Raw genomic sequence first — 24367 nt, 5'->3', positions numbered from 1 at the left:
TGCCCGGATCAGGGCACAGCGCGACGCGTCGTCATATAGGCGGCACCGGCGAACAGCACCGCGATCGCGGCCGGGAATCCCGCCTGCAACACGATGGCGGGCAGCTCGGAGAAGAACCGGCCGAGCTCCGACCACCAGTTCTGCCACTCGACCACCAGCACGAGACCCACCACGAGCAGGCTCAGGCTGACGGTCAGCACCCACACGCCGAGCTGGTTCCACCGCTGGAACACGATGCCGATCCAGAGCCCGAGGAACGACAGCATCACCAGCGGCACCGTGTAGGCGAGGAACTGCAACACCACGTTGTCGTGGCTGAGGAACGGCAACGCGAGGAACGTGACGTCGAGCCCCCACCCGTCGGTGGCCTCCTCGACGAACTTGCCCGCGGTGAGCAGGACGCCGTACCCCGCCGCCTGGCCGAGCACCACGAGTGTCGTGGCCCCGAAGAACGACTTCCGCGTCACCGAGAGCCCGAGGGCGAACGGGAACATCTGCGTCATCGTCTGGAGGTGGACCACCAGCATGGTGACGTAGAGGGAGAACACACCTCCGGTCACGAACCCCTCGCCGTTGGTGAACGCCGCGGCCACCACCAGGTTGCCCACCAGCACCAGAGCCGTGATCAACAACGGGAGAACGAGCACCGAGAACGCGTTGACGAGCTGGATCTTCGCCACCCGCACGAGGTGTCCCATCACCGGACCTCCTTACCGTTCGTCGTGCCCTCGAACACCTGCTCGCGGCCCGCGAGCTGCGTCGCACGGACCACGAGCTGCTGCAACGACACCGGCTCGAACTGGAGATTCTCCGATTCGCGCGGCGGCGTCGCCCCCTGGACGGTGAGGCGCAGGATCCCGCCGAGCTGCTCCCTGTACAGCTCGGTGTGGCCCGCGGCGAACCGCTCCACCTCCGACGCCGGACCGGTCACCGTCACGGCCCGCGACCGCAGGACCTCGGCGCTGTCGTTCATGAGGATGCGCCCGGAGTCGATCACGATCACCTGCTCGATCAGGTCGGCGACCTCGTCGATCAGGTGCGTGGAGAGCACGATCGTGCGGGGATGTTCGGCGTAGTCGGCGAGCAGCCGGTCGTAGAACATCTGCCTCGCCACGGCATCGAGCCCGAGGTAGGGCTCGTCGAACAGCGTCAGCGGCGCCCGGGCGGCCAGCCCGATGATCACCCCGACGGCCGAGAGCTGTCCCCGGGAGAGCTTCTTGATGCGCTGGTTCGTGCGCAGCCGGAACTCGTCGACGAGCTCGTCGGCGAAGTCGGCGTCCCAGTTGGGGAAGATGAGGCTCGCGGCGTCGAGCGCGTGGCGCACCCGGAAGATGTCCGGGTACCGCTGCGACTCCTTGATGAAGCAGACCTGCCGCAGCACCTCGGTGTTCTCGTACGGCGCCGAACCGAACACCTCGATGGTGCCGTCGGTCTGGAGGTCCTGGCCGGTGAGCATCCGCATGACCGTGCTCTTGCCCGCGCCGTTCCGGCCCAACAGCCCGTGGATGCGGTCGGCGTGGAGGTCGAAGGACACGTCGGCCACGGCAGTGGTGGAGGCGTAACGCTTCGTCACGCCCCGCAGGCTTGCGACGGTCATGCGTCCTCCCAGTTGTCGATCATCTTCTTCAGGTCCTCGGCGTCCATCCCCAACCGGCGCGCCTCGGCGAGCAACGGCGCGATGAACTTCTCCGCGAACGCGTTACGGCGCCTGTTCAGAAGCGCTTCCCGCGCTCCCGCCGCCACGAACATCCCGACCCCCCTCTTCTTGTAGAGCAGCCCGTCGGCGACGAGCTTGTTGATGCCGTTCGCCGCGGTGGCCGGGTTGATCCGGTGGAACGCGGCGAGTTCGTTGGTGGACGGAGCCCGGCTCTCCTCCGGCAACGAGCCGTCGATGATCGCGTCCTCGATCTGCTCGGCGATCTGCACGAACAGCGGGCGCCCGTCGTCCATCACACTCCCCGTCCGGTGAACCAGTCCGTTGGTTCATTAGTCATGTAGGTAACCATGCCACTAAGCCACGGATGTCGTCAAGCTGCTCGCGACACACGTGGACGGAAATGGGCACGGTGGACCGCACCGGAGCAGGAAGGGAGGACGTCGACCGCCCGCTGCCGCGGGCGCGACAAATCACGACGCGGCACCACTCGACGGCACACGCCCGGATCACGCACGTCCGGTAAGGCGCGCTACTCCGAGCCTTCATCGGCGATGACGCCGCGCCGTGAGGCGTGTCGAGCGCGCGATGTTCCCGCCGAGGGAAACCGGCGGTGTTCGCGATCGGTGTCGGCGGCCTGGGCACCTTCAGCCGCACGTTTCGCGACAGCACAGCCGCCGACCGGCGTCACGACAGCAGTTCGGGAAGCCTCTCCGGCCACGCCCGAGGGTCGACCCGCTGAACGCGATCACGCACTCAGCGCCCGACCAGGACGAGGCCGTGAAGTCCTACGTCGGCGAGCTGGGCCGACACAGTCCTAACGCGTCGGCCGAGGACGAATCGTCAGCTCCGTGAGATGCGCGTCGGGGCTCGCGGTCACGGCTGCGGCCACGGCAGCGGCGACCGATTCGGGACGCAGGTACTTCTCCGGCTGGTACTCGCCACCCTCGTGACTCACCACGGCCTGCTGCATGTCGGTGTCGGTCCGTCCCGGATAGACGCTGGTGACGCGGACCCCGGCGCTCTCCTCCTCGGCGCGCAGAGCGTCGGCGTAGGCGCGCACGGCGAACTTGCTGGCCGCGTACGGCCCCCAACCCGCGCGGGCGGCGAGGCCCTGACCCGAGTTGACGAACACGACGTGTCCCTTCGCGGCGCGCAGCGCGGGCAGCAGCAGGCGCGTCAGCTCGGCCACGGCGACGAGATTGACCTCCAGGTTCTCGCGCCACACGGCCGCCTCGGACTCGGCCACCGACCCCAACCTGGCCACTCCCGCCGAGTGCACCAGCACGTCGAGCGAGTCGATCGAGGCGCACGCCTGGCGAAGCGCGTCCGCGTCGGTGAGATCCACGGGCCACGCCGAGGCGTCGGGCAGCTCCTCGGCCCGCGCCTGCAGGCGTTCGGCGTCCCGACCTCCGAGCAGCACCCGATGGGTGGGCGCGAGCGCCGCGGCCACGGCCGCGCCGATGCCGCGAGTGGCGCCTGTGACGAGAGCGAGGGGTCGGTCAGCCATGCGTCCACCGTAGAACGCGGGGCCGACCGACCCCGGAACGGGCCCGTGGCGGCGGATCAGGAACCGATCAGACCCGGACGGCCGTGCGCGCCCTTCTTCCACACCGCCACGATCGCCGGGCGTGCGGGCGACGTGCCGCCGTCGGGCCAGTGCGACTGCGGCTCCTCCGGCGTCCCGTCCTCACCCGGGTGCTGCACGGCGACCACGACGACGTCGTCGGTCACCACCGGACCGCAGGTCTCCGCACCAATAGGCACGCTCAGGAACTGCTTGACGTGGCCGCGGTCCGGCCCCTCGACCGGCACCGAGAACAGCCCGTCGTTGGCGCCCAACGCGTTGCCGTCCGTGGCGACCCACAGGTTGCCGTGGCGGTCGAACGTCACGTTGTCGGGACACGAGATCGGGCTGACCTGGCCCTTGTCGAACCCGCCGAAGTAGGTGTCCGCCTCGGCAGGGTCGCCGCAGACCAGCAGCAATCGCCAGGTGAACCGCGTCGAGGCCGCATCGCCGTGCGCCTCCTCCCACTCCAGCACGTGACCGTTGCGGTTGCCGTTGCGAGGGTTGGCCTCGTCGGCGGCGGCCTTGCCGGCCATGCCGCGGTCGCTGTTGTTGGTCAGCGACGCGTACACCCGCCCGTTGACGGGGTTCGGCTCGACGTCCTCGGGACGGTCCATCTTGGTCGCACCGACCCGGTCGGCCGCCTCTCGTGTGAAGACGTACACCTCCTCGGCCGTCATCCCGGGCACGTACGAGACGTCGCCGCTGGCCAGCGGAATCCACTCACCCGTGCCGTCGAACTCGCCGTCCGAGGGCAGCGTTCCGGAGCCGTCGATCTCCTCGGCCGGGCTGTCGCCGGTGAACTTCGCGACGTAGAGGGTGCCGTCGTCGAGCAGGCGCGAGTTGTGCCTGCGGGCGTGGGCGCTGCGGCCCGGCTTGTAGCGGCCGTTGGAGACGAACTTGTAGATGTACTCGAACCGCTCGTCGTCGCCGGAGTAGGCGGCGACCCGGCCGTCCTTCGTGATCTTGATGGTGGCGCCCTCGTGCTTGAAGCGGCCGAGCGCCGTGTGCTTGATCGGCGTGGAGTTCGGATCGTTGGGGTCGATCTCGACGATCCAGCCGAACCGGTTGGGCTCGTTGGGTTCCTGCGCGATGTCCCAGCGCCGGTCGAAGCGCTCCCACTTGCGGGTGGACGCACCGGGCGCGAACCCGTACCGCCGGAGCCGTTCGGCCTCCACCGGGTCGGTGACCGCGTCGGCGTTGGCGAAGTACTGGTGGATGTTCTCCTCGCCGGACAGGATCGTGCCCCACGGCGTGACCCCACCCGCGCAGTTGTTCATCGTGCCGAACACGGTGCGCCCCTCCGGGTCCGCCGACGTCCGCAGGTACCGCGACCCCGCGACGGGACCACGAACCTCGAACTCGGTGTTCAGCGTGATGCGGCGGCTGTACCGGCTCGGCACCACCCGCAGCCCGCCCTGCGGGTCGCGCTCGGTCTGGACGACCGTGAGGCCGTGCGCCGCCCACCCGATCCTCACCTGTTCCTCGGTCGGGTTCTCGGGGTCGTAGGTTCCCGCCGGGAACATGTGGCTCTCGGTGGTGTACTCGTGGTTGACGACCATCAGGCAACGGCGGCCCGAGGCGTCCTGCGGGACGAGGCCCACGAAGTCGTTGTTGTAGCCGAACTGGCGGGACTGTGCCTCGGCGGTCTGGTTGTGGAAGTCGAACTGCGGCGCACCGGGCAGCACCGGGTCGCCCCAGCGGATCACGACCCGGTGGTCGTAACCCTCGGGCACCGTCACCGCATCGTCCCGGTTGGGCGTCACCGGCGTGAAGTTCGTGCCCGGCACCGGACGTCCCTGACGACGGCCCGACCCGGCGAGCGCGGCGGGCACCGACGGCTCGGCGGCGGCCGTGCCCGACAGTGCCGCGAACCCGGCCGCAGTCGCCGACAGCACCGCCGTCGCCTTCAGCGCTCCGCGGCGCGAGAGCACGCCGCGGGCCACCTCGGCGAAGGTGGTGTTGTCGGACGTGTTGGGCGCGGGGTGAGCACACGCGTTGCCACAGCGGTACTCGCACGTGACGGCCGATCGGCCGGGACGGTGGGAGCTCAGCAGTGGCAGCAGACGTCCGGGCTCGACAGACACACGACCTCCAGGTCACTCGATCGGACAAGCCCCGGTGACGTTAGGTCGGCCAAGCAAGCGCCGGTATGCCTGGCGGTGAACATCAAACGAACGGCCTACACCGCGTGTTCGACACCGTGAGCGTCACACCCGCTCGGCCGTCGCCGCGGGTGACGTCGTGCGCCGTCCCGCCGCCAGCACACCAGTGGCGATCAGGCACAGCACCGCCGCCACCAGGAACGGCGCCTGGTCCGATCCCAACCACTCGGCGACGTGCCCGACGAGCGTCGCGGCGGCGGCACCGCCCAGCCAGCGACAGAAGTTGTAGCCCGCACTGGCCACCGGTCGCGGTGCGTCGCTGACCGACATCGCGGTTCCGGTGAACAGCGTGTTGAGCAGCCCGGACACCAGACCGCTGACCACGATGGCGACCACGAGCACTTCCTTCGCGGGCACGAGCATGACCGCCATCAGGACGCCGTAGCCGAGCACGGACACGACGGTCGCGGTGCGCTCCCCGAGCCGGGCGGCCAGCTTCGGCGCCAGCACGACCCCGGCCACGGCGACACACACGCCCCAACCGAAGAACACCAGACCGATGGCGACCGCACCCCATTCGAGCACGAACGGCGACCACGCGAGCACCGTGAAGAACGCTGCGGTGTAGCAGGCGGAGCCGATCGAGACGCGCGCGAGCCCGGGGTGTCGCAGAGCCCGCAGCGGGTCGGTGATGCGAACGCGGGGACGCTGTTGCCCACTGTCGTTGTCCAGGAAGGCGGCGCAGAGCACCAGCGCGACAGCCATGAGCACGCACGTGCCGAAGAAGGGACCGCGCCAGGAGATGTCGCCGAGCACCGCCCCGAGCAACGGCCCCACCGCGAGCCCGAGACCCAACGCGGCCTCGTACAGCAGGATCGCCCCCGCCTGTCCTCCGGTGGCCGCGCCCACGATGACGGACAACGCGGTGGCGATGAAGAAGGCGTTGCCGAGTCCCCACACCGCCCGCAACCCGATGAGCTGCTCGATGCTGCCCGCGAAGCCGCAGGCCAACGTGGCCAGCACGATCAACGTGAGCCCGACGAGGACCGTTCGCTTTGCCCCGAACCGAGCGCTGGACGCGCTGGTGACGAGCATCGCGAGGACCTGGATGCCGAGATAGGAGGAGAACAGGAGGGTGACCTGCGACGGCGAGGCGTCGAGTCCCTCGGCGATCGACAGCAGGATCGGGTCGACCAGACCGATGCCCATGAACGCGATGACGGCCGCGAACGCGGTGATCCACACCTGCTTCGGCTGGCCCTTGACGGCGGAGAACAGAGCCGAATGGCTTTGCGCACTCACAGCTTGGCGATCCCTCGCACGCGTAGGAGTGACTCGCGGCAGCACCACGAGAATTACTTAGACATGCTAAGTGTAATGGTTAGCTCCTACAAGCAACTGCGATGCCGATCGCACCCCGAGACGACGAAAGGCCACCTCGCACTCGGCGAGATGGCCTTGTCGGCACGACCGGAGCGGGTCAGCGCTCCACGTCACCGCGGATGAACTTCTCCACCGCGTCGCGGGCGGTCGAGTCGTCGTACTGCTGCGGCGGCGACTTCATGAAGTACGACGAGGCCGACAGCAGCGGACCGCCGATTCCCCGGTCCTTGGCGATCTTCGCCGCGCGGACGGCGTCGATGATGATGCCCGCCGAGTTCGGCGAGTCCCAGACCTCCAGCTTGTACTCCAGGTTCAGCGGCACGTCACCGAACGCGCGCCCCTCCAGCCGCACGTACGCCCACTTGCGGTCGTCGAGCCACTGCACGTAGTCCGACGGCCCGACGTGCACGTTGGCCTTGCCGAGGTCGCGCTCGATCTGCGAGGTGACGGCCTGGGTCTTGGAGATCTTCTTCGACTCCAGCCGCTCCAGCTCCTTCATGTTCTTGAAGTCCATGTTGCCGCCCACGTTCAACTGCATGGTGCGGTCGAGCTGGACACCCCGGTCCTCGAACAACTTGGCCAGCACTCGGTGCGTGATCGTGGCACCCACCTGCGACTTGATGTCGTCACCCACGATCGGCACGCCCGCCTGCTCGAACTTGGCGGCCCACTCCGGGTCGGACGCGATGAAGACGGGGATCGCGTTGACGAACGCCACCCCGGCGTCCAGCGCGGCCTGGGCGTAGAACTTCGACGCCTCCGAGGAACCCACCGGCAGATACGACACCAGGACGTCCACCTCGGCGGCACGCAGGGCCTCCACGACGTCCACCGGCTTCTCGTCCGACTCCTGGATCGTCTCCTGGTAGAAGCGGCCGAGACCGTCGAGCGTGTGCCCGCGCTGCACCGTCACACCCAGCGGCGGGACGTCGCAGATCTTGATGGTGTTGTTCTCGCTGGCGAGGATCGCCTCCGACAGGTCCTGGCCCACCTTCTTCGCGTCCACGTCGAAGGCCGCGACGAAGTCCACGTCACGCACGTGGTAGTCGCCGAACTGAACGTGCATCAGTCCGGGCACGCGCGAGTTCGGGTCGGCGTCGCGGTAGTAATGGACCCCCTGAACAAGCGACGCCGCGCAGTTGCCGACGCCAACGATGGCCACCCTTACGCGGCGGTTCTCGCCCATGCCGGTATCTCCTTACTAGTCATTGCTTGGGTACTGACGCCGAGCGGCGATGACGGATTCAGCTCTGCTGACCCCGCTGCTCGGCCTGTTCGTGCGCGATCAGCTCGTTGAGCCAACGCACCTCCCGCTCACTCGCCTCCAGCCCGAGCTGGTGCAGCTCACGGGTGTAGCGGTCGATCTTCTCCTCGGCCCTGGCCAACGCTGCCCGCAGACCTTCGCGACGTTCCTCGACACGGCGGCGCCTGCCCTCCAGAATCCGCATCCGCACGTCGGCCGGCGTCCGGGAGAAGAAGGTCAGGTGCACCCCGAACCCCTCGTCGTCCCAGGTCTGCGGACCGGCGTCGGCGAGGAGTTCGGCGAACCGCTCCTTGCCGTCGGCGGTCAGCTTGTAGACACGCTTGGCGCGACGGTTCCACCCCGTCGTGGTCTCGGCCGGCTCCTCCACGATCAGTCCCGCCCGCAGCAGCCGCCGCAGGGTCGGGTAGAGCGAGCCGTAGGAGAACGTGCGAACCATGCCGAGCGTCTCGTGCAAACGCTTGCGCAGGACGTAGCCGTGCATCGGTGCCTCGTGCAGCAGCCCCAAGATCGCGAGCTCCAGCACACTGCACCTCCTCACAGGAATGTCGAGCGCCTCACCCGGCGTTGGCGTCGTGGGGCCGCCATCCTTCGAGTACCCAACCTACCGCCGATTTATATCGGACCGATACATCGAAGTGGTGCAACTAACCTCGTCGCGCTCGTGTGAGCGGGGTCGGATTCACCGGATCGTTACCTTCTTCCTCGGCGTGTCCGCGCCGTCACCGCACGTCCCGAGGCCGAGGCCGAACCCTCACCCCCACGAAAACCCGTACGCTGTGAACGTGCGAAACCAGCGGCAGGTCGTCGACTACGCGCTCCAGAGGCGCGCGGTGTTGGCCGAGTACTACTCGGGTCGGGTCAGCACCCTCGATGTCTGCGATGCCACCCCGTACCTGCTCAGGGCCGCCAAGTTCCACGGCACCCCGAGCGACGAGGCGTGCCCTGTGTGCCGCCACGACGCACTGACCGACGTCGCCTGGGTCTACGGCGACGAGCTCCGCCACGCCGCCGGCTCCGCGAGAGCACCGGAGGAACTCGACCGAATGGCCGATCGTTTCGGCGAATTCACCGTCTACGTGGTGGAGGTGTGCCGGTCGTGTGGCTGGAACCATCTCCGCAAGTCGTACGTCTCCGGAACTGGGGACCCGCATCCGCCGTCCCGGAGGACCGCGGGGCAGTGACACACAACACCGGCTGCACACTTGTTGCCACACTCGATGCCGCAACGCACGTAGGTTCGGTTCGCAGAACGGCGTGTCAGCAGGCGCCGATCTGGGAGGGTCTTGAGTGAACGACCAGGGAAACCATCACTGGCCCGAGGAGGAGCCAGGCGACCGACGCCACGGCGCCGAACGGCCCGGCCCATCGGCCGGACCGCAATGGCCCACTGGTGACGAGCGCTCGCGTGCTCCCCGTTCCCCGGAACGTCGCCCCGGACCGCCGCCTCAGCCCGGTGCCCGGCCGCGGCCCCCGCAGGGAACGCCACCGGCAGGCGCGCGACAGCCGCAGCGCCGCCCGCAGAACCCCCAGCGTCCACCGCAGCCACCATCGGGTGCTCCCGGTACACCGCAGTCCCGACCCGGATCGCCCGACCAGGGCGCCCCGCGCGGGCCTCGGCGTCCCCACGGCGCCCCGGGTGAGCGTCCCGTTCCCGGCGACCGCAGGGCGCCCCAGGGCGGTGCTCGTGCCACGGGCGCGACGCCGCCGCAGGGTCGCAGGCCCGGCGCCCCGCCTCCCGGAGCGCGCCCGCCGCGTCGGCCCGGCGACCGTGCCGCGGGAGCCGCCGCCGCGGGGGCCGCGGCCGGAGCGGGAGCAGCGGCGGCCTCCGAGTCCGCCGGCCGCGAACCGGAACTCATCACCCACCGCGCGTACAACGGCACGACCGACGGCGCGGACGGGTACGACCGCTTCGACAACAGCGTCGACGACGGCTTCGACGACGCCCGAGGACGGGCCGACGCCCACCACGAGGCCGGGCTCGACTCGGCAGCCGGTGACGAGCCGTCGGGACCCAAGAAGAAGGGCAAGGCCGCGCTGACCCCGGCTCAACGGCGCAAGCGCCGCTGGAAGATCATCCGACGCTCCCTCTACGCCTTCGTCGGGGTGTTCTTCGTTCTCCCGGCCATCGCCTTCGCCGTCACCTACTTCCTGGTCGACGTCCCCTCTCCGCGCGAGGTGGCGCAACAGCAGGGGAAGGTCGTCACGTACTTCTACGCCGACGGAACGGAGATGGGACGTGACGTCCCGCCCGGCGGCGACGGCAACCGCATCCTGCTCAAGCCCCACGAGATCCCGGACCACGTGAAGTACGCGGTCTACGCGGCCGAGGACTCCACGTTCGAGACCAACCCGGGCTTCGACATCACCGGCATCCTGCGCGCCGTGTACAACCAGGTCACAGGCGGTGTCGGCGGTGGTTCCACCATCACGCAGCAGTACGTGAAGGTGGCCACCCAGAACGACGACTACTCGTTCATGCGCAAGTGGACCGAGATCGTCAAGGCGTTCAAGATGAGCAACGAGCAGTCGAAGAACGAGATCATCACCGCCTACCTCAACACGATCTACTTCGGTCGCGGAGCGAACGGCATCGAGACCGCCGCGCAGGCGTACTACGGCAAGTCGGCCAGGGACGTCACGCCGTCCGAGGCGGCGTTGCTGGCGGGCATGATCCAGCAGCCCGGCCGTGTCGACATGCCGGAGGTCCGGGAGAAGCGCTGGAACTACGTCATGGACCGGATGGTCTCCAACGGCTGGCTGACCCAGAAGGAGCGCGACGAAGCCACGCTTCCGGAGCTCGTCGACGAGGAGGACTACAAGCCCGAGGCCATCACCGGGCCGGAGAAGTTCATCCAGCAGAAGGTCAAGCGTGAGCTGGAGGCCAAGGGCTACCCCGAGGAGAAGTTGCAGTCCGGGGGCTACAACGTTCATCTGACGATCGACAAGAAGGCCCAGGAGGCCGCCGAGCAGGCGGTCACACAGGTCATGGAGGGCGAGGACCAGAAGCTGCAGGAAGCGCTGGTCGCCGTCGACCCCAAGACCGGCGGAGTGCTGGCCTACTACGGCGGACCGTGGGACCCGGACGTCCCGGGCGGTCAGTACGACTGGGCGTCGGCCCAGCGCAACCCCGGCTCGTCGTACAAGCCGTTCGACCTCGTCGCGCTGTTGAAGAAGGGCAAGGGCCTCGGCGAGACCTACGACGGCACCTCACCCCGGGAGTTCGGCGGCCGTGAGGTGCGCAACTCCGGGAACGACTCCTGCGGCGAGGTCTGCACCGTCGAGGAAGCCATGAAACGGTCGATCAACACCGTGTTCTTCGACATCGTCGTGAACGAGGTGGGTCCGCAAGCCGTGGTCGACGCGGCCACCGAGGCGGGCATCCCGGAGAAGGGCGACGGTGCCGACCCGCGGCCGACCATGCCCACGCTCGACGGCAACATCTCCATCGGCGGTGGTGACACGATGGTCTCGCCGCTGCACATGGCCTCGGCCTACGCGACGTTCGCCGACAACGGCATCCGCCACGAGACGCACTTCGTCGCGAAGCTCACCACCCCGGACGGCGAATTGATCTTCGACGAGACCTCGGACGTCGCGACCGAGGGCGAGCCCGCCTTCTCCAGCGACCCCGAGGAGAGCAAGCGGATCGCGGGCAACGTCACCAAGTCGCTCATCCCCGTGCTGGAGCACTCGAGCTTGATGTGCGAAGGCGGGCGCGCCTGCGCGGGCAAGACCGGCACGCACCAGTACGCCGGCCCGGGCGAGGAGAAGGTCGACGAGAACTCCGAGGCCTGGATGGTGGGCTACAGCCCCCACGTCTCGGCGGCCGTGTGGGTCGGGACGGGGCGCAACGAGCCCATTCGCAACGCCGACGGCGGGAAGATCTACGGCAGCGGCCTTCCGGGGCAGATCTGGAAGACCTTCATGGACACCTACCTCGCGGACAAGCCGATGGCCGAGTTCCCCGAGGTGGAGCCGATCGGCAAGATCCCCACGACACCGACTCCCGAGCCACCGCCGCCCGCGGACGAGCCGGAGGAAGAGGAAGAGACCTCCGAGGAGCCGGAGGAGCCGGAGACGACGGAACCCGAGGAGACCGAGCAGCCGCCGGGACCACCGGACGGCAACTGGCCCCCGGGTGGTCCCGGGGAGACCCCGCCCGTCGAGCCGACCGACCCGACCGACGACGACGGCGGCTGGTGGTTCGGCGGCGGGCGCGGCCGAAGCGACACTCCGGACACCGCCGCTGCGTGACCGACGGGTCGCGAGCGGATGAGCTAGGACACGTAACATTCGCGACGTGTCCAGCGATAGTCATGGCTCGTCTTCCGCTCCGACGCCCGACACGGCGTCGCTGGACGTCGCGCAGCGGGAGATTCCGAGCTGGTCCGACCCACTCGCCCAGGCGGCCACCCGGCCCCTGGGCGGGCCGCTGGGCACTCACGCGGTCGTCGGTCGGCACTGGTTCTGGACCCCGCTGCGGGTCTGTCTGCTGCTGGCGGTCGTCGGCCTGACGGCGGGCTGGTTCGGCAAGGCCGCCTGCATCCAGCAGTACGTCACCGACGACGGCCGCACCGAACTCGACTGGCGATCGGGGCGGCAGTACGTGGCGATGTGCTACTCGGACATCGTCCCGCTCTACACCGCCGAGCGACTCGACGAGCCCGACTCCTTCCCCTACGCGACGAGCTGGGTGGAGAACGAGGGCACCGATCGCGAACAGGTCCGGTACATGGAGTACCCGGTCCTCAGTGGCTTGTTCCAGTGGGTCAACGCCAAACTCACGCACGCGTGGACGTCGGCGTCGGAGTCGGGTTGGCTCCCGACGGCGTTACCGGTGGCGATCTACTTCAACCTCACGGCGTTCTTCCTCTCGGCGGCCTGGCTCGTCACCGTCTGGGCCGTCGCGCGCACGGCCCGGCGCAGAGTGTGGGACGCCGCCATCGCGGCGATCTCACCGCTCGTGGTGGTGCACGCGTTCACGAACTTCGACGCGCTGGCCACCGCCGCGGCGGCCACGGGTCTGCTCGCGTGGTCGCGACGGAAACCCGTACTGGCCGGCGTGCTGCTCGGCATCGGGGCGGCGGCGAAGCTGTACCCGCTGTTCTTCCTCGGTCCGCTGCTCGTCCTCTGCCTGCGCGCGGGCAAGGTGGCGGCGTGGGCTCGCGCGGCCGGGGCCGCGGGAGCCACCTGGCTGGTGATCAACCTGCCGTTCCTCGTGTTCCTCCGGGACGGGTGGTCGGAGTTCTTCCGACTCAACACCCAGCGGGACATGGATCCGGACTCGCTGTACAACGTCGTGTCGTACTTCAGCGGGTGGCAGGGCTTCGACGGCCCGCTCGCCCAGGGCGAGGCTCCGACCGTGCTCAACGCCGTCAGCGGTGCGCTGTTCCTCCTACTGTGCGCGGGCATCGCGTACGTCGGTCTCGCCGCACCCCGACGCCCTCGGCTCGCGCAACTGTGCTTCCTCGTCGTGGCCGCGTTCCTGCTCACGAACAAGGTCTGGAGCCCGCAGTACTCGCTGTGGCTGGTCCCGCTCGCCGTGTTGGCGATACCCCGGTGGCGGCTGCTGCTCGGCTGGATGCTCGTCGACGCCCTGGTGTGGGCGCCACGGATGTTCTACTACCTCGGCATCTCCAACAAGGGTCTGCCCGAGGGATGGTTCCTCGGCACGGTGGTCGTGCGTGATCTCGTCGTGGTGCTGCTCTGCGTCCTCGTGGTGCGGGAGATCTACCGTCCGCACCACGATCCGGTGCGTGCCGCAGGTGTGGACGACCCCGCGGGCGGTGTGCTCGACGGTGCCGCCGACGTCGTCGTGGTGCGTCGCCGCCGCACTCGCCGGGTCGGCGACGGTCACGTCGACAACCTCGCCCGCAGGAACTCGATGTCGGCGCCCTGACCATCCTGCGGAGTCTCGACGATCACCGGGGCCTTCGCCTCACGGGCCACGGCGACCAGCAACTCCGGGTCGATGGTGCCGTCGCCGCCGACGACGTTCGCGTGCCGGTCGCGCTGCGAGCCGTGCTCGTCGCGGGAGTTGTTGAGGTGCACCAGGTCGATCCGGCCCGTGATCGCCCGCACGCGTTCCACCGCCTCCGCGAGGTCCCACCCGGCGGCGTACGCGTGGCAGGTGTCCAGGCAGAAGCCCACGCCGAACTCGCCGACCTCGTCCCACAACCTGGCGAGGACGTCCAGGTCACGAGCCATGGCCCCCTCACCGCCCGCCGTGTTCTCGATGAGCACGGGAACGCCGAACCCGCCCTGGTCCTGCTGCCGCTGGAAGAGCTTGCGCCAGTTCACCAGCCCCTCGGCCGGGTCCTCGCCCTTGCGTACGTGACCGCCGTGCACGATCAGCCCGCGCGCGCCCGTCTCCGCCGCCGCGGCGGCGTGCTGGGTGACGGTCTTGCGTGACGGGATACGGATGCGGTTGTTGAGTGACGCCACGTTCAACACGTACGGCGCATGGATGTAGACCTCCACGCCCGCGTCGGCCAACTCCGCCGCCTGCGGATGCGGTTGCGGTTTGGTCCAACTCTGTGGATCAGCGAGGAAGAACTGCACCGTTTCGGCCGAGCGTTCCCGAGCCGCCGACAACGGATCATCATCACGGACGTGCGCGCCGATCTGCATCACTCGAGAGTAACGATTCCCAGGCCGCGAAATCGAGTACCGTGACCGTGTCCCGGACAAATGACGAAGATCGTATTCGACGGAATGCGGGACAGGGACCCACACCCGGAAGTGAGGACGACACGGCTCATGGACAGCGGGAATCGGCATCTCAAGCGCATCGGCTCGACCGGCATCGCCCTGACGGCAGCGGCGGCACTGGTCCTTCCCGGCACGGCCGCGGCCGCGGAGAAGAACGCTGTCGTCGCAGGTCAGTGCGCCGACCAAGCAGCCGGAACGAAGCAGGAGGACGCTCGGGACCCCGACGACGCGAGGGTCCGGACCACCGACGCGAACGACAGCGCCGACGGCGAAGGGGAAACCGACGGACCGGCGTCGCTCTCCCTGACCGGCACGCTCGATCTTCGCGCTTTCGACGCACTGACCGGCCTGCTGTGCGACGCGAGAAAGGGAGCGGTGGACGCACTCACCCGGCCGGGTTCCCAGAACGGCGAAACATCGAATCCCGATCCGGGTGACACCCCGGAGAGTGATTTCGACGAAAACGATTCGGACAATACGACGTCACCCGAATCGGGCACCGACACGGAACCGTCGAGCACGAATCTGAATGCGCTCTCGGACCGGACGCCGACCTCCGACTCCGCCACGAGCACCGCACCCGGTACGGGCGCGGACGGCGGCGGGTGGGGAGTCAGCACCGGCCGGACACCCGGCGCACTGGACACGCCTCCGACGTCCTCGTCCGACGGAAGCCTCTTCAGCGCGACGCCGCACGAGCCCCGCGCGGCGAAGGACTCCGAGCCCGCCGCGGCCACCGACCGACTCCCGCTGCTGCTCGCGGTGCTGTCGCTGGTCCTCGTGTCCGCCGCGCTCGCCCACACCTGGGCCCGTCGAGCACTGCTGCGCTGACCGCCCACCGGGATCCGCCGGTGTAGTCCAGCTCACTCGGCACCCGTGCGTCATGGCGTCACCTCCCCGTGTCATCGTCGTTGTCCACACGACGGCAGCTCTGCCGGAAGAAGCCGGAGAACGACACCGATCGGCCGCGCCGGTCATGAAGGCCCACCGTCGGGCCGACCACGGCGCGACGGCCGACGAGGGAGGACCCACGTGCGGATCAGCTCCACCGCTCTCGCCCGGACGACCCGCCGCGCCGTCGCCTCTCTGGCGGTGGCGGCCACCGTCGCCGGCACGGCGGTCCTGACCGCGGGCACGGCCTCGGCAGGCGACGCCACGGTGACGACGGACAACTGCACGTCGGTGATCGGTGGACGCGTCGGCGACACCGTGCTCGTCGACGGCTCCGCGGTGTCCGAGCTGGTGCGGCAGGGCGCCGAGGAGGCCAGGACCATCGTCGTGATCCACCACTTGACGATCTGGCCCAACCATCTGGCCCGCAAGATCGAGAAGGAGCAGATCGAGGTCGGCACCATCCCCGACCGACGCACCAGCACCGTCGACGGCGAGGTGATCGGCGCGGCGGTGCGCAACGCGTTGGAGGGCAAGGCCGGTCTCGGGGCTCTCAAGTCCACGAAGGAGACGACGCTCGACACGATCGCCGAGCGCGTCGCCGAGGCCTGTTCCCTGACGATCGAGGCCGTGAACGCGGCGGGGTCGACCTCGTCGCCGCAGGCACCGGGCACGTCGGCGCCGAACGCGGGCGACGGCTCGGGCAAGGGCTCCACCGGGGGCGACCGGCCGACGTCCGGCGGCGAAAGCCGGGCCGACCTGCCCGACGAGGGCCTCCAGACCACCGGGGACAGCCGGGCCGAGCGCCGCGACTACGGCGGCATCCCGGTCGCCGAAGCCCCGGGCGCGGGCATCTCGGTGCCGGAGGACCTGCGCTACGGCCCCGGCAGCGGCCTGCCCGGCGACCTGACCACCCCTCGCTACGGCGTCGTGGGTGACGACTCCGGCAACAGCGCACACGGCGGTGCCGACGTGCGGGACGCGGGCCAGGCCGACACACTGGCCGCGCAGGACCTGCGTCAGGCCGTCCAGCTCCCGATGCTGATCGCCGTGATCGCGTTGGCCGCCGTCACCGCGGGCCTCGTCCGCAGTTGGGTGCTTCGCCGCGCCGCGTGAACCCGGCCGACTCCCGGCGGGGCGGAAACGGCCTGGTCGGACACCGCGGCTAGACTCGACCCGACAACCCTCCTGTCACGGACAGTCCGTGACCGTTCAAGCCCGTAGGAGGTGAGTGGTTGTGTCACGCCATTACGAGGTCATGGTGATCCTCGACCCGTCGCTCGACGAGCGCACCGTCGCTCCCACACTGGAGAACTTCCTCCAGGTCATCCGCTCGTCCGGTGGCAGTGTCGAGAAGGTCGACGTGTGGGGCCGTCGTCGCCTGGCCTACGAGATCGCCAAGAACGCCGAGGGCATCTACGCCGTCCTCGACCTCGTCAGCGACTCGGACGCGGTGAAGGAGCTCGACCGGCAGCTGTCGCTCCAGGAGACCGTGCTGCGCACCAAGGTCATCCGCAAGCGCGCGCCGCGTGGCGCGAAGAAGGCCGCCAAGGCCGCCGCGAAGGCCTGATAATCGATGGCCGGAGACACCATCATCACTGTGGTCGGCAACCTCACCGCCGATCCTGAGCTGCGGTTCACGCCGTCCGGTGCCGCGGTCGCGAACTTCACGGTCGCGTCCACGCCACGTACCTTCGACCGGCAGACCGGCGAGTGGAAGGACGGCGAGGCGCTCTTCCTCCGCTGCAACATCTGGCGCCAGGCCGCCGAGAACGTCGCCGAGTCCCTCACCAGGGGCGCCCGCGTCATCGTTCAGGGCAGGTTGAAGCAGCGCTCGTTCGAGACGAAGGAAGGCGAGAAGCGCACGGTCGTCGAGCTCGAGGTCGACGAGATCGGGCCTTCCCTGCGCTACGCCACGGCGAAGGTCAACAAGGTCAGCCGCGGTAGCGGCGGCGGCGGATTCGGTGGCGGCAGCAGCGCTCCGGCCGACGACCCGTGGGGCTCCGCGCCTCCGGCGGGCGGCGGGGGCGGCTTCTCCGACGAACCGCCGTTCTGACGCCTCGACCGAACCAACCACACCGACGTTCCCCAGGAGTACATCGTGGCGAAGCCACCAGTTCGCAAGCCGAAGAAGAAGGTCTGCGTGTTCTGCAAGGCCGAGAAGCAGGGTCACCCCGAGCTGATCGACTACAAGGACACCAACATGCTGCGGAAGTACATCTCCGACCGCGGCAAGATCCGCGCCCGTCGCGTCACGGGCAACTGCAGCCAGCACCAGCGCGACGTCGCGACCGCCGTCAAGAACTCGCGTGAGATGGCGCTGCTGCCCTACACGTCGACGGCTCGCTGAGGAGGAAGTCAGACATGGCAAAGATCATCCTGACGACCGACGTCGCGAACCTCGGCGGCCCCGGCGACATCGTCGAGGTCAAGGACGGCTACGCGCGCAACTTCCTGCTGCCGCGTGGCCTCGCCATCACGGCAACGAAGGGCGCGGAGAAGAACATCCGCACCATCCGGCGGGTTCAGGAGGCGCGGCGCATCCGTGACCTCGACCACGCCAAGGAGATCCGCTCCACCCTGGAGAAGCTCGGCACCATCCAGGTCAAGGGCAAGGCCGCCGAGGGCTCGAAGAAGCTCTTCGGCTCCGTCACCCCGGCCGACATCGTGAGTGCCATCTCCGCCGCCGGTGGTCCGCAGCTCGACAAGCGGATCATCGACACCGGCCAGCACATCAAGACGCTGGGCAAGCACCAGGTCGTCGCCCGCCTGCACCCCGACGTGACGGCGGACGTGCGGCTGGAGGTCGTCCCCCAGTAAGGGCACGGCTTTCTCGACGACGGCAACGGCGGGACCCTGCACACGGGGTCCCGCCGTTGCCGTTTTGAGATCCAGAACGGGAACCCGACCACTCCTGATGACGTCCGAATGAACGGGCGAGCTAGAGCGCTTGCGCGCTGCGTCCGCCCTGAGCAGACTGCTTCTCACCGCTCGGCGTGAAGGGGACAGGGCATGGTTTATGCAGTAGACGGTGGCGCGAGTGTGGGTAAGGCCCTCGGGGGGATGATCTCGGTCAGCGCTCCGGCCATCGCCGGAGCTCCGGCGCCGAGCAGCGGTGGTTACCGGTTCTCGCGCGAGGAGATCGACAGCGTCATCAGCCAGTGGGAAGACCTCCACTCGAACCTTCTCGACGACTACCGCCAGGCCGAGGGCATGGCGCGGGTGCGTCCCCCGGGCTCCGAGCCCGCGAGCCAGGACTTCACGTCGTCGGCCAATCCGTCGGGGCAGGCGTTCGCCGAGGCCACCATGCGGATGATCAAGTACGTGGAGAAGTACATCGAGGCGCTCCGCAACGCCCGCGACGGCATCACCACCCGCGAAGAGCAGACGGAGGACACGGTCAACCAGTTCGGTTCGGGAGTGATGGAGGTATGAGACGCCGAACCTGCGCGGCAGTCGCGTTGCTCGCCGGGGCGTTTGTGCTCACCGCGTGCGGGGGCGACTCGGAGCCGACCGCTCCCACCGGGCAGCCCGACGTCACCGCGCCGACCGTGCCCTCGGACTCGGCGGGCGCGGAGGTTCCGACGGTGTCCGACCCGCTCGACGCGGCGGCGTTGACGTCCGAACCGTGCACGGCGTTGACGTCCGCCCAGCTCGACGAGCTGGGCCTCACCGAGGGCGAGACGCGACCGAACGACCAGTTCGAGGGCGAGGCCTGCCGTTGGAAGTCGACGGAGGACAGTCTCGACTCCGTCGATCTCACGGCTCTCGACAACACCGACGGACTCGCCGGTGTCTACGCGGCGAAGGACGAGAACGCGTACTTCGAACCGACCGACGTCGCCGGTTACCCGGCCGTCTACTCCGGACTCGTCGACGCCAGGGACTCGGGCGCGTGCAACCTCTGGGTCGGGGTGGACGACGAGACCGTGCTTCACGTCCTGACGAACCTCGGCTCGGCGGACTCCGCCGACGCGTCCTGCGGCTTCGCCGCCGACGTCGCCGAAGCCACCATCAGCACCCTGGGGGGTTGAATCGCAATGCCCTTGTTCCTGGTTCCCATCGTCGTCGGCGCCGCGGCAGGTGCGGGCACCGCCGGTCTTCTCACCCAGGAGAAGGCGGGCGACTACTCGGCCGACGTCGGTGGCCGTCAGCTCGACGCCTACCAGATCTACCAGCAGCTCCACGCGGGCGACAACGGCAGCTCGCTGATGACCGGTCGCGAGTCCGCCAGCACGCTGAAGAGCAACTTCGCCCAGCGCATCAGTGAGATGGACACGCTCGCCAAGCGCATGGACGAGGCGTGGCAGGGCGACTCGGCCGAGGCCGCGAAGGCGGGCGCGCACCCGCTGAAGCAGTGGCTGCAGGACTCCGAGGGCAAGCTGCACTCGAGCGACAACACCATGGCCTCGCAGCTCGACGCCTACAACACGGTGCTCTCGCAGGTCCAGCCGGTGCCCGCGAAGCCGCCGGAGAGCAACTTCCTCAACGACATCACGCCGTGGACGACCGACACCGACCGGGCGATCCAGCAGTACAACCAGATGGCGCAGGCCAACGTCGAGGCCTACAACGCCTACTACTCGGTGAGCAACGCCAACGGCCAGCAGATGCCGCACTACACCGTCGTCGACGGCGAGTTCGGTGAGGTCGAGGTCGACGGCTCCGGCTCGGACTCCGGCGGCGGCGGCAACGGCGGTGGCGGCGGCACCGGCGGTGGCGGCAACGGCGGGACCGGTGGTGGCGGCAACTACCCCGGCGGGAGCCCCGGCAGCGTCAGCCCCGGTGGTATCCCAGGTGGCAGCTACCCGGGCGGGAACTACCCCGGTGGCACCGGTGGTGGTACGGGAACCGGCACCGGCACCGCCGTGCCCGTGGGTCCGTACCCCGGTGGCACATATCCCGGCGGCACGAACCCCGGCGGTGTCGGGCCGGGTGGGATCGGCGGCCCGGGTGGTCCGGGCAGCATCTACACCCCCGGCCAGTGGGACGACGGCACGAGCGCCTCGAACTTCACCCCCGACAAGAAGCTGCCCATCGGGCCTGGCGGTGGTCAGCCCAACACCCTTCCGGGCGGTACCCCTCCGACCACCCACCTCGGCGGCGGCGGCGGTGGCACCCCCGTCAGCGGCGGCGGTGGCCTCGGTACGATGCCCGGCCCGCTCGGCCCGAACTCCCCTGGTGCGTCGACCGGTGCCGCTGCGCCCGGTGCCGGCGCGGGTGCAGCCGCCGCCGGACGCGCCGCGATGGGCGGCGCGGCAGCGGCGGGAGCGCGAGGCATGGGCGGCATGCCGATGGGTGCCATGGGCGGAGCCGGTGCCCGGGGCCAGGGCTCCGAGGACGAGGAACACCAGACGAAGTACCTGGTCGAGGAGGACGGCGACTCGCTGTTCGGCAGCGACGAGCTCACGGCGCCGCCGGTCATCGGCGAGTAGTTCGCGTCCTGGCGACGTCGGGACGCGTCCCACACCGTCACACCGAGCGCCGACCCCGGCCCTCGAAGTTCTACCTAGTTCGACCTGGCCCGGTGCGGTCCGCGTGAGTGCGAACCGCACCGGGTTCCGGAGAAAGAGCGGGGAACCACCGTGCTGGAACAGCAGGTGAGCATGTCCACGTCCACCATGCTCGCCCTCATTCGCCGCATCGGCGCCGAACCCCACACCGTGCTCGCGAGCACGCCGACGTGGGAGGACGAGAAGGCCAGAAGGCTGAGCGACCAGCGAGCCGACGCCGAGCTGGCCGGCATCGGTCTGCACGACGGCCGCGCCGTGCACCCCGCGTTGCAGGCGACCGTCGAGGCCATCGCCCGGCCCGCGTTGGAGTACTACGCCTGGATCAACGGCGGCATCGAGAACCAGGCGGTGAACTACACCGTCCTGGCCGGTAGCGGTTCGGGTACGGCGTTCGTGCTGGTGAGGCACTCGGACGCGGACGTGGTGGCGCTCGGCTCCGTGCATCCCCACGAGCTGTTGGAGAACTTCATCGCCCAGCTTCCCAACCTCGGTCCCGGCCGCGGTCAGCCCGTGAACGTGCCCAAGAGCGTGATCTCCGGCGACGGCGCACGGCGGGAGTTCGACGGCGAGAACTTCTCCGTGATGTCGAACGGTCGGCGTAGTCCGACCGCGGAGGCCGCCGGGGAGATCCGCCGCATCCTCGCCTTGCCGAGGTTGGGCGGGGGCAGCCTGTACGTGGCGGGACGGAACCGCAACGGCAGGCGGGAACGCGTCGAGCGGCCGGTGAACTACATCGACACCACGGAAGGTCGGTGGCTCACCGAAGAGGTGCCCGGCAGCGGAGAACCGGCCATCGCGTTCACTCCGGCCACTCCGCACGTCCTCGCCGAGCGGCTACGCAACGCACAGAGCCGCCTGCCTCTCACCTGATTTCTCCCCGCCCGTTCAGCCCACCGTGCAGTGACTGAACGCTGGGTCACGTTGTCCACAACCACGGCCCGGGGTCCGGTTCGGCCCCGGGCCGCGACACGCCGAGGGGCGTGTTTCCCACGACACGCCGAAGTTTTCCCCACAAAGTTTTCCACAGGTTATCCACAGGGTTTGACCTGCGGTTTTCTGAAACCGGACACGACTTGTCCCCAGGTTATCCACAGTTATCCACAGGCCTGTGGTTGATTGGGGCCAGTCTTCCCCAAGTTATCCACAGGTGCATCCACAGGCTGGATTGCCATGGTCCGACCGAGCGATCTAGCGTGCCTGCGGACGCGCCGAACGCGGGTCGCGTGACCCGCCCTCCCGCACGCCGTCCTGACCCAGCCAGTCGAACGGGTGTTCGACCCTCTGTCGACCTTTCAGGAGGTGCCTGCACCAGTGGCGATCACCGACGACCGGAGTCCCGCGTTCACCGCTGAGACCGGTGGGTTCGAGCGCCAGCCGCCCCAGGACATCGCGGCGGAGCAGTCGGTGCTCGGTGGGATGCTGCTCTCCAAGGACGCGATCGCCGACGTCGTCGAGGTGTTGCGCCCCGGCGACTTCTACCGTCCCGCGCACCAGGCCGTCTACGACTGCATCCTCGACCTCTACGGGCGGGGCGAGCCGGCCGACCCCATCACGGTGTCGGCGGAGCTGGAGCGACGCGGCGAGCTGGCTCGCGTGGGTGGGGCTCCCTACCTCCACACGCTGATCGCCACCGTGCCCACGGCCGCCAACGCCGGGTACTACGCGCGGATCGTCGCGGAGAAGGCCATTCTCCGAAGGCTCGTCGAGGCCGGCACCCGCATCGTGCAGTACGGCTACGGCGCCGACAACAACGACGGCGGCGACATCAACGAGGTCGTCGACCGGGCCCAGGCCGCGATCTACGAGGTCACCGAACGGCGCACCAGCGAGGACTACGTCGCGCTGGAGGAACTGCTCCAGCCGACGATGGACGAGATCGACGCCATCGCCTCCCGGGGCGGCGTGTCACAGGGCATCCCCACGGGCTTCGCCGACCTCGACGAGGTCACGAACGGGCTCCACCCCGGCCAAATGATCATCATCGCCGCCCGCCCCGGTGTCGGCAAGTCGACGCTCGGGCTCGACTTCGCCCGGTCCTGCTCCATCAAGCACGGCATGACCAGCGCCATCTTCTCTCTGGAGATGAGTCGCACCGAGATCGTCATGCGCATGCTGTCGGCGGAGGCGAAGATCCGACTCGCCGACATGCGTGGTGGCCGCATGACCGACGACGACTGGACCCGGCTGGCCAGGCGGATGAGCGAGATCAGCGAGGCGCCGCTGTTCATCGACGACTCGCCGAACCTGACGATGATGGAGATCCGGGCGAAGGCGCGAAGGCTCAAGCAGCGCAACGACCTGAAGCTGATCATCGTCGACTACATGCAGCTGATGACCTCCGGCAAGCGCGTCGAGTCACGCCAACAGGAAGTCTCGGAGTTCTCCCGGCAACTGAAGTTGCTCGCCAAGGAACTCGAAGTGCCGGTGGTGGCGATCAGTCAGTTGAACCGTGGTCCCGAACAGCGCACCGACAAGCGCCCGATGCTCGCCGACCTGCGGGAAAGTGGCTCGCTGGAGCAGGACGCCGACATGGTCATGCTCATCCACCGCCCCGACGCCTGGGAGCGCGACGACCCGAGGGCGGGCGAGGCCGACCTGATTCTCGCCAAGCACCGTGCGGGTCCGACCAGCACCATCAGCGTCGCCCACCAGCTCCACTACAGCCGGTTCACCGACCTCGCCCACGACTGAGGTCACCCGGCTGATTGAGACTTCTCGGCCATCGTCCTGCGGGTTTCCCGGGCGAAGTCTCACAAAGCGGTTCAATGACACGCTCGAAAGAGAGAACATTTCGCCTCTCGGAAGGACTGGTCATGACCGCAGAAGAGCTGGTGCGCCTCGTCGGCTCCTACGACGGTGTCCACAGCGTCGAGCACGAGGGAGACACGTTCTTCTTCTACGGGTTTGACGGCGACGTCGACATCGCCCGCACGCTGCCGTTCGCGACGATCGTGACGGGCGATCACGGCGAGACCGTGTCGCAACTGGCGGCCGACGGCGCGTACCGGCTCAACATCGGGCTTACCAAGGCGAGCTACGTCGAACGGTTCGGGCCCGCGCCCACCGAGCGCGACGACGAGGGCGTGCTGCGGACCGGCGTCGACTACACGGCACGGGACGTGCTCATGCCGCACCCGTTCTACGCCTCGCAGCACTGGGTGGCCGTGGTGAACCCGAGCCCCGCGACGGTCGAACGCCTGCACCCGCTGCTTACGGAGGCGCACGCGTTCGCGAAGCGGAAGTACGACAACCGGACGGCGCGCGCCGAACGGTGAGCGG

24 protein-coding genes are annotated in these 24367 nt (G+C 69.0%); 15 read left to right on the top strand and 9 right to left on the bottom strand.

Going from position 1 to position 24367, the window contains the following annotated elements; translation table 11 throughout:
• Positions 1-8: 8 nt before the first annotated feature.
• From JAV51_RS05890 to JAV51_RS05855, 8 genes are all read right to left on the bottom strand, one after another.
• Entirely contained in the window at positions 9-698 is a 690-nt protein-coding gene (locus JAV51_RS05890; RefSeq protein ID WP_197319771.1) for a hypothetical protein, read from the bottom strand.
• Positions 698-1597 carry an ABC transporter ATP-binding protein gene (locus tag JAV51_RS05885; RefSeq protein WP_197319597.1) on the bottom strand — a complete coding sequence of 300 codons (900 nt, stop codon included), beginning with the start codon at positions 1595-1597 and terminating at the stop codon, positions 698-700. The genes JAV51_RS05890 and JAV51_RS05885 overlap by 1 nt, the downstream gene beginning before the upstream one ends.
• The gene (locus tag JAV51_RS05880; protein WP_197319596.1) at positions 1594-1950 is read right to left on the bottom strand and encodes a GntR family transcriptional regulator; all 357 of its coding nucleotides are present in this window, start codon (positions 1948-1950) and stop codon (positions 1594-1596) included. The genes JAV51_RS05885 and JAV51_RS05880 overlap by 4 nt, the downstream gene beginning before the upstream one ends.
• A 521-nt stretch (positions 1951-2471) precedes the next feature.
• On the bottom strand, positions 2472-3164 hold the full coding sequence (locus JAV51_RS05875; RefSeq protein ID WP_197319595.1) for an SDR family oxidoreductase: 693 nt from the start codon (positions 3162-3164) through the stop codon (positions 2472-2474).
• Between the two features lie 56 nt (positions 3165-3220).
• Positions 3221-5308 (bottom strand): PhoX family phosphatase, encoded by a 2088-nt coding sequence (locus JAV51_RS05870; protein ID WP_197319594.1) that lies wholly within the window; start codon positions 5306-5308, stop codon positions 3221-3223.
• 123 nt (positions 5309-5431) lie between these two features.
• Positions 5432-6628, bottom strand: coding sequence for an MFS transporter (locus JAV51_RS05865; protein WP_197319593.1), 1197 nt, complete (start codon positions 6626-6628; stop codon positions 5432-5434).
• A gap of 178 nt (positions 6629-6806) precedes the next feature.
• Positions 6807-7895 carry an inositol-3-phosphate synthase gene (locus tag JAV51_RS05860; protein WP_197319592.1) on the bottom strand — a complete coding sequence of 363 codons (1089 nt, stop codon included), beginning with the start codon at positions 7893-7895 and terminating at the stop codon, positions 6807-6809.
• A 58-nt stretch (positions 7896-7953) separates the two neighbouring features.
• The gene (locus JAV51_RS05855) at positions 7954-8496 is read right to left on the bottom strand and encodes a PadR family transcriptional regulator (RefSeq protein WP_197319591.1); all 543 of its coding nucleotides are present in this window, start codon (positions 8494-8496) and stop codon (positions 7954-7956) included.
• 259 nt (positions 8497-8755) lie between these two features.
• Between JAV51_RS05855 and JAV51_RS05850 the strand changes: the two genes are divergently transcribed.
• The 3 genes from JAV51_RS05850 to JAV51_RS05840 all read left to right on the top strand — a co-directional run bounded on the left by JAV51_RS05850 (position 8756) and on the right by JAV51_RS05840 (position 13872).
• Positions 8756-9154, top strand: coding sequence for a DUF5318 domain-containing protein (locus tag JAV51_RS05850; RefSeq protein WP_197319590.1), 399 nt, complete (start codon positions 8756-8758; stop codon positions 9152-9154).
• A 106-nt stretch (positions 9155-9260) separates the two neighbouring features.
• On the top strand, positions 9261-12227 hold the full coding sequence (locus JAV51_RS05845; RefSeq protein WP_307845744.1) for a transglycosylase domain-containing protein: 2967 nt from the start codon (positions 9261-9263) through the stop codon (positions 12225-12227).
• Positions 12228-12273: 46 nt separating this feature from the next.
• Entirely contained in the window at positions 12274-13872 is a 1599-nt protein-coding gene (locus tag JAV51_RS05840; protein ID WP_197319589.1) for a glycosyltransferase family 87 protein, read from the top strand.
• On the opposite strand, the gene JAV51_RS05835 is transcribed toward JAV51_RS05840, so the two are convergent.
• Positions 13827-14603 (bottom strand): deoxyribonuclease IV, encoded by a 777-nt coding sequence (locus tag JAV51_RS05835; RefSeq protein WP_197319588.1) that lies wholly within the window; start codon positions 14601-14603, stop codon positions 13827-13829. The two genes, JAV51_RS05840 and JAV51_RS05835, sit on opposite strands and share 46 nt — an antisense overlap.
• Before the next feature lie 129 nt (positions 14604-14732).
• On the opposite strand from JAV51_RS05835, the gene JAV51_RS05830 reads away from it, so the two are divergent.
• From JAV51_RS05830 to JAV51_RS05775, 12 genes are all read left to right on the top strand, one after another.
• Positions 14733-15515, top strand: a complete 783-nt coding sequence (locus tag JAV51_RS05830) for a hypothetical protein (protein ID WP_197319587.1) — start codon at positions 14733-14735, stop codon at positions 15513-15515.
• A 201-nt stretch (positions 15516-15716) separates the two neighbouring features.
• Positions 15717-16691 carry a hypothetical protein gene (locus JAV51_RS05825; RefSeq protein WP_197319586.1) on the top strand — a complete coding sequence of 325 codons (975 nt, stop codon included), beginning with the start codon at positions 15717-15719 and terminating at the stop codon, positions 16689-16691.
• A 121-nt stretch (positions 16692-16812) separates the two neighbouring features.
• Positions 16813-17145, top strand: a complete 333-nt coding sequence (gene rpsF, locus JAV51_RS05820) for a 30S ribosomal protein S6 (RefSeq protein WP_197319585.1) — start codon at positions 16813-16815, stop codon at positions 17143-17145.
• Between the two features lie 6 nt (positions 17146-17151).
• On the top strand, positions 17152-17631 hold the full coding sequence (locus JAV51_RS05815; RefSeq protein WP_197319584.1) for a single-stranded DNA-binding protein: 480 nt from the start codon (positions 17152-17154) through the stop codon (positions 17629-17631).
• A gap of 45 nt (positions 17632-17676) precedes the next feature.
• On the top strand, positions 17677-17925 hold the full coding sequence (gene rpsR, locus JAV51_RS05810; protein ID WP_005442459.1) for a 30S ribosomal protein S18: 249 nt from the start codon (positions 17677-17679) through the stop codon (positions 17923-17925).
• A gap of 14 nt (positions 17926-17939) precedes the next feature.
• Positions 17940-18395 carry a 50S ribosomal protein L9 gene (gene rplI, locus JAV51_RS05805; RefSeq protein ID WP_197319583.1) on the top strand — a complete coding sequence of 152 codons (456 nt, stop codon included), beginning with the start codon at positions 17940-17942 and terminating at the stop codon, positions 18393-18395.
• 192 nt (positions 18396-18587) lie between these two features.
• The gene (locus JAV51_RS05800) at positions 18588-19010 is read left to right on the top strand and encodes a hypothetical protein (RefSeq protein WP_197319582.1); all 423 of its coding nucleotides are present in this window, start codon (positions 18588-18590) and stop codon (positions 19008-19010) included.
• Entirely contained in the window at positions 19007-19609 is a 603-nt protein-coding gene (locus JAV51_RS05795) for a DUF3558 domain-containing protein (RefSeq protein ID WP_197319581.1), read from the top strand. Before JAV51_RS05800 ends, JAV51_RS05795 begins: the two co-directional genes overlap by 4 nt.
• A 6-nt stretch (positions 19610-19615) precedes the next feature.
• The gene (locus JAV51_RS05790; protein ID WP_197319580.1) at positions 19616-21010 is read left to right on the top strand and encodes a hypothetical protein; all 1395 of its coding nucleotides are present in this window, start codon (positions 19616-19618) and stop codon (positions 21008-21010) included.
• A gap of 150 nt (positions 21011-21160) precedes the next feature.
• Complete coding sequence (locus JAV51_RS05785; RefSeq protein WP_197319579.1) at positions 21161-21958, top strand: ESX secretion-associated protein EspG; 798 nt, start codon at positions 21161-21163, stop codon at positions 21956-21958.
• Between the two features lie 441 nt (positions 21959-22399).
• Entirely contained in the window at positions 22400-23779 is a 1380-nt protein-coding gene (dnaB, locus tag JAV51_RS05780) for a replicative DNA helicase (RefSeq protein ID WP_197319769.1), read from the top strand.
• Between the two features lie 122 nt (positions 23780-23901).
• Positions 23902-24363, top strand: coding sequence for a DUF6194 family protein (locus JAV51_RS05775; protein ID WP_197319578.1), 462 nt, complete (start codon positions 23902-23904; stop codon positions 24361-24363).
• Positions 24364-24367 lie beyond the last annotated feature (4 nt).

It is taken from the genome of Saccharomonospora sp. NB11, from assembly GCF_015910535.1.
Lineage (GTDB): Bacteria > Actinomycetota > Actinomycetes > Mycobacteriales > Pseudonocardiaceae > Saccharomonospora.
The sequence above is the reverse complement of the archived record's forward strand: the minus strand, read 5'-3'. Positions and strand labels throughout refer to the sequence as shown.

Bases quoted from the DNA above. Each gene is read 5' to 3' on its own strand.
- JAV51_RS05890 (WP_197319771.1), bottom strand. From the start codon at position 698: ATGGGACACCTCGTGCGGGTGGCGAAGATCCAGCTCGTCAACGCGTTC.
- JAV51_RS05885 (WP_197319597.1), bottom strand. From the start codon at position 1,597: ATGACCGTCGCAAGCCTGCGGGGCGTGACGAAGCGTTACGCCTCCACC.
- JAV51_RS05880 (WP_197319596.1), bottom strand. From the start codon at position 1,950: ATGGACGACGGGCGCCCGCTGTTCGTGCAGATCGCCGAGCAGATCGAG.
- JAV51_RS05875 (WP_197319595.1), bottom strand. From the start codon at position 3,164: ATGGCTGACCGACCCCTCGCTCTCGTCACAGGCGCCACTCGCGGCATC.
- JAV51_RS05860 (WP_197319592.1), bottom strand. From the start codon at position 7,895: ATGGGCGAGAACCGCCGCGTAAGGGTGGCCATCGTTGGCGTCGGCAAC.
- JAV51_RS05835 (WP_197319588.1), bottom strand. From the start codon at position 14,603: ATGCAGATCGGCGCGCACGTCCGTGATGATGATCCGTTGTCGGCGGCT.
- JAV51_RS05830 (WP_197319587.1), top strand. From the start codon at position 14,733: ATGGACAGCGGGAATCGGCATCTCAAGCGCATCGGCTCGACCGGCATC.
- JAV51_RS05815 (WP_197319584.1), top strand. From the start codon at position 17,152: ATGGCCGGAGACACCATCATCACTGTGGTCGGCAACCTCACCGCCGAT.
- rplI (WP_197319583.1), top strand. From the start codon at position 17,940: ATGGCAAAGATCATCCTGACGACCGACGTCGCGAACCTCGGCGGCCCC.
- JAV51_RS05800 (WP_197319582.1), top strand. From the start codon at position 18,588: ATGGTTTATGCAGTAGACGGTGGCGCGAGTGTGGGTAAGGCCCTCGGG.
- JAV51_RS05795 (WP_197319581.1), top strand. From the start codon at position 19,007: ATGAGACGCCGAACCTGCGCGGCAGTCGCGTTGCTCGCCGGGGCGTTT.
- JAV51_RS05790 (WP_197319580.1), top strand. From the start codon at position 19,616: ATGCCCTTGTTCCTGGTTCCCATCGTCGTCGGCGCCGCGGCAGGTGCG.
- JAV51_RS05775 (WP_197319578.1), top strand. From the start codon at position 23,902: ATGACCGCAGAAGAGCTGGTGCGCCTCGTCGGCTCCTACGACGGTGTC.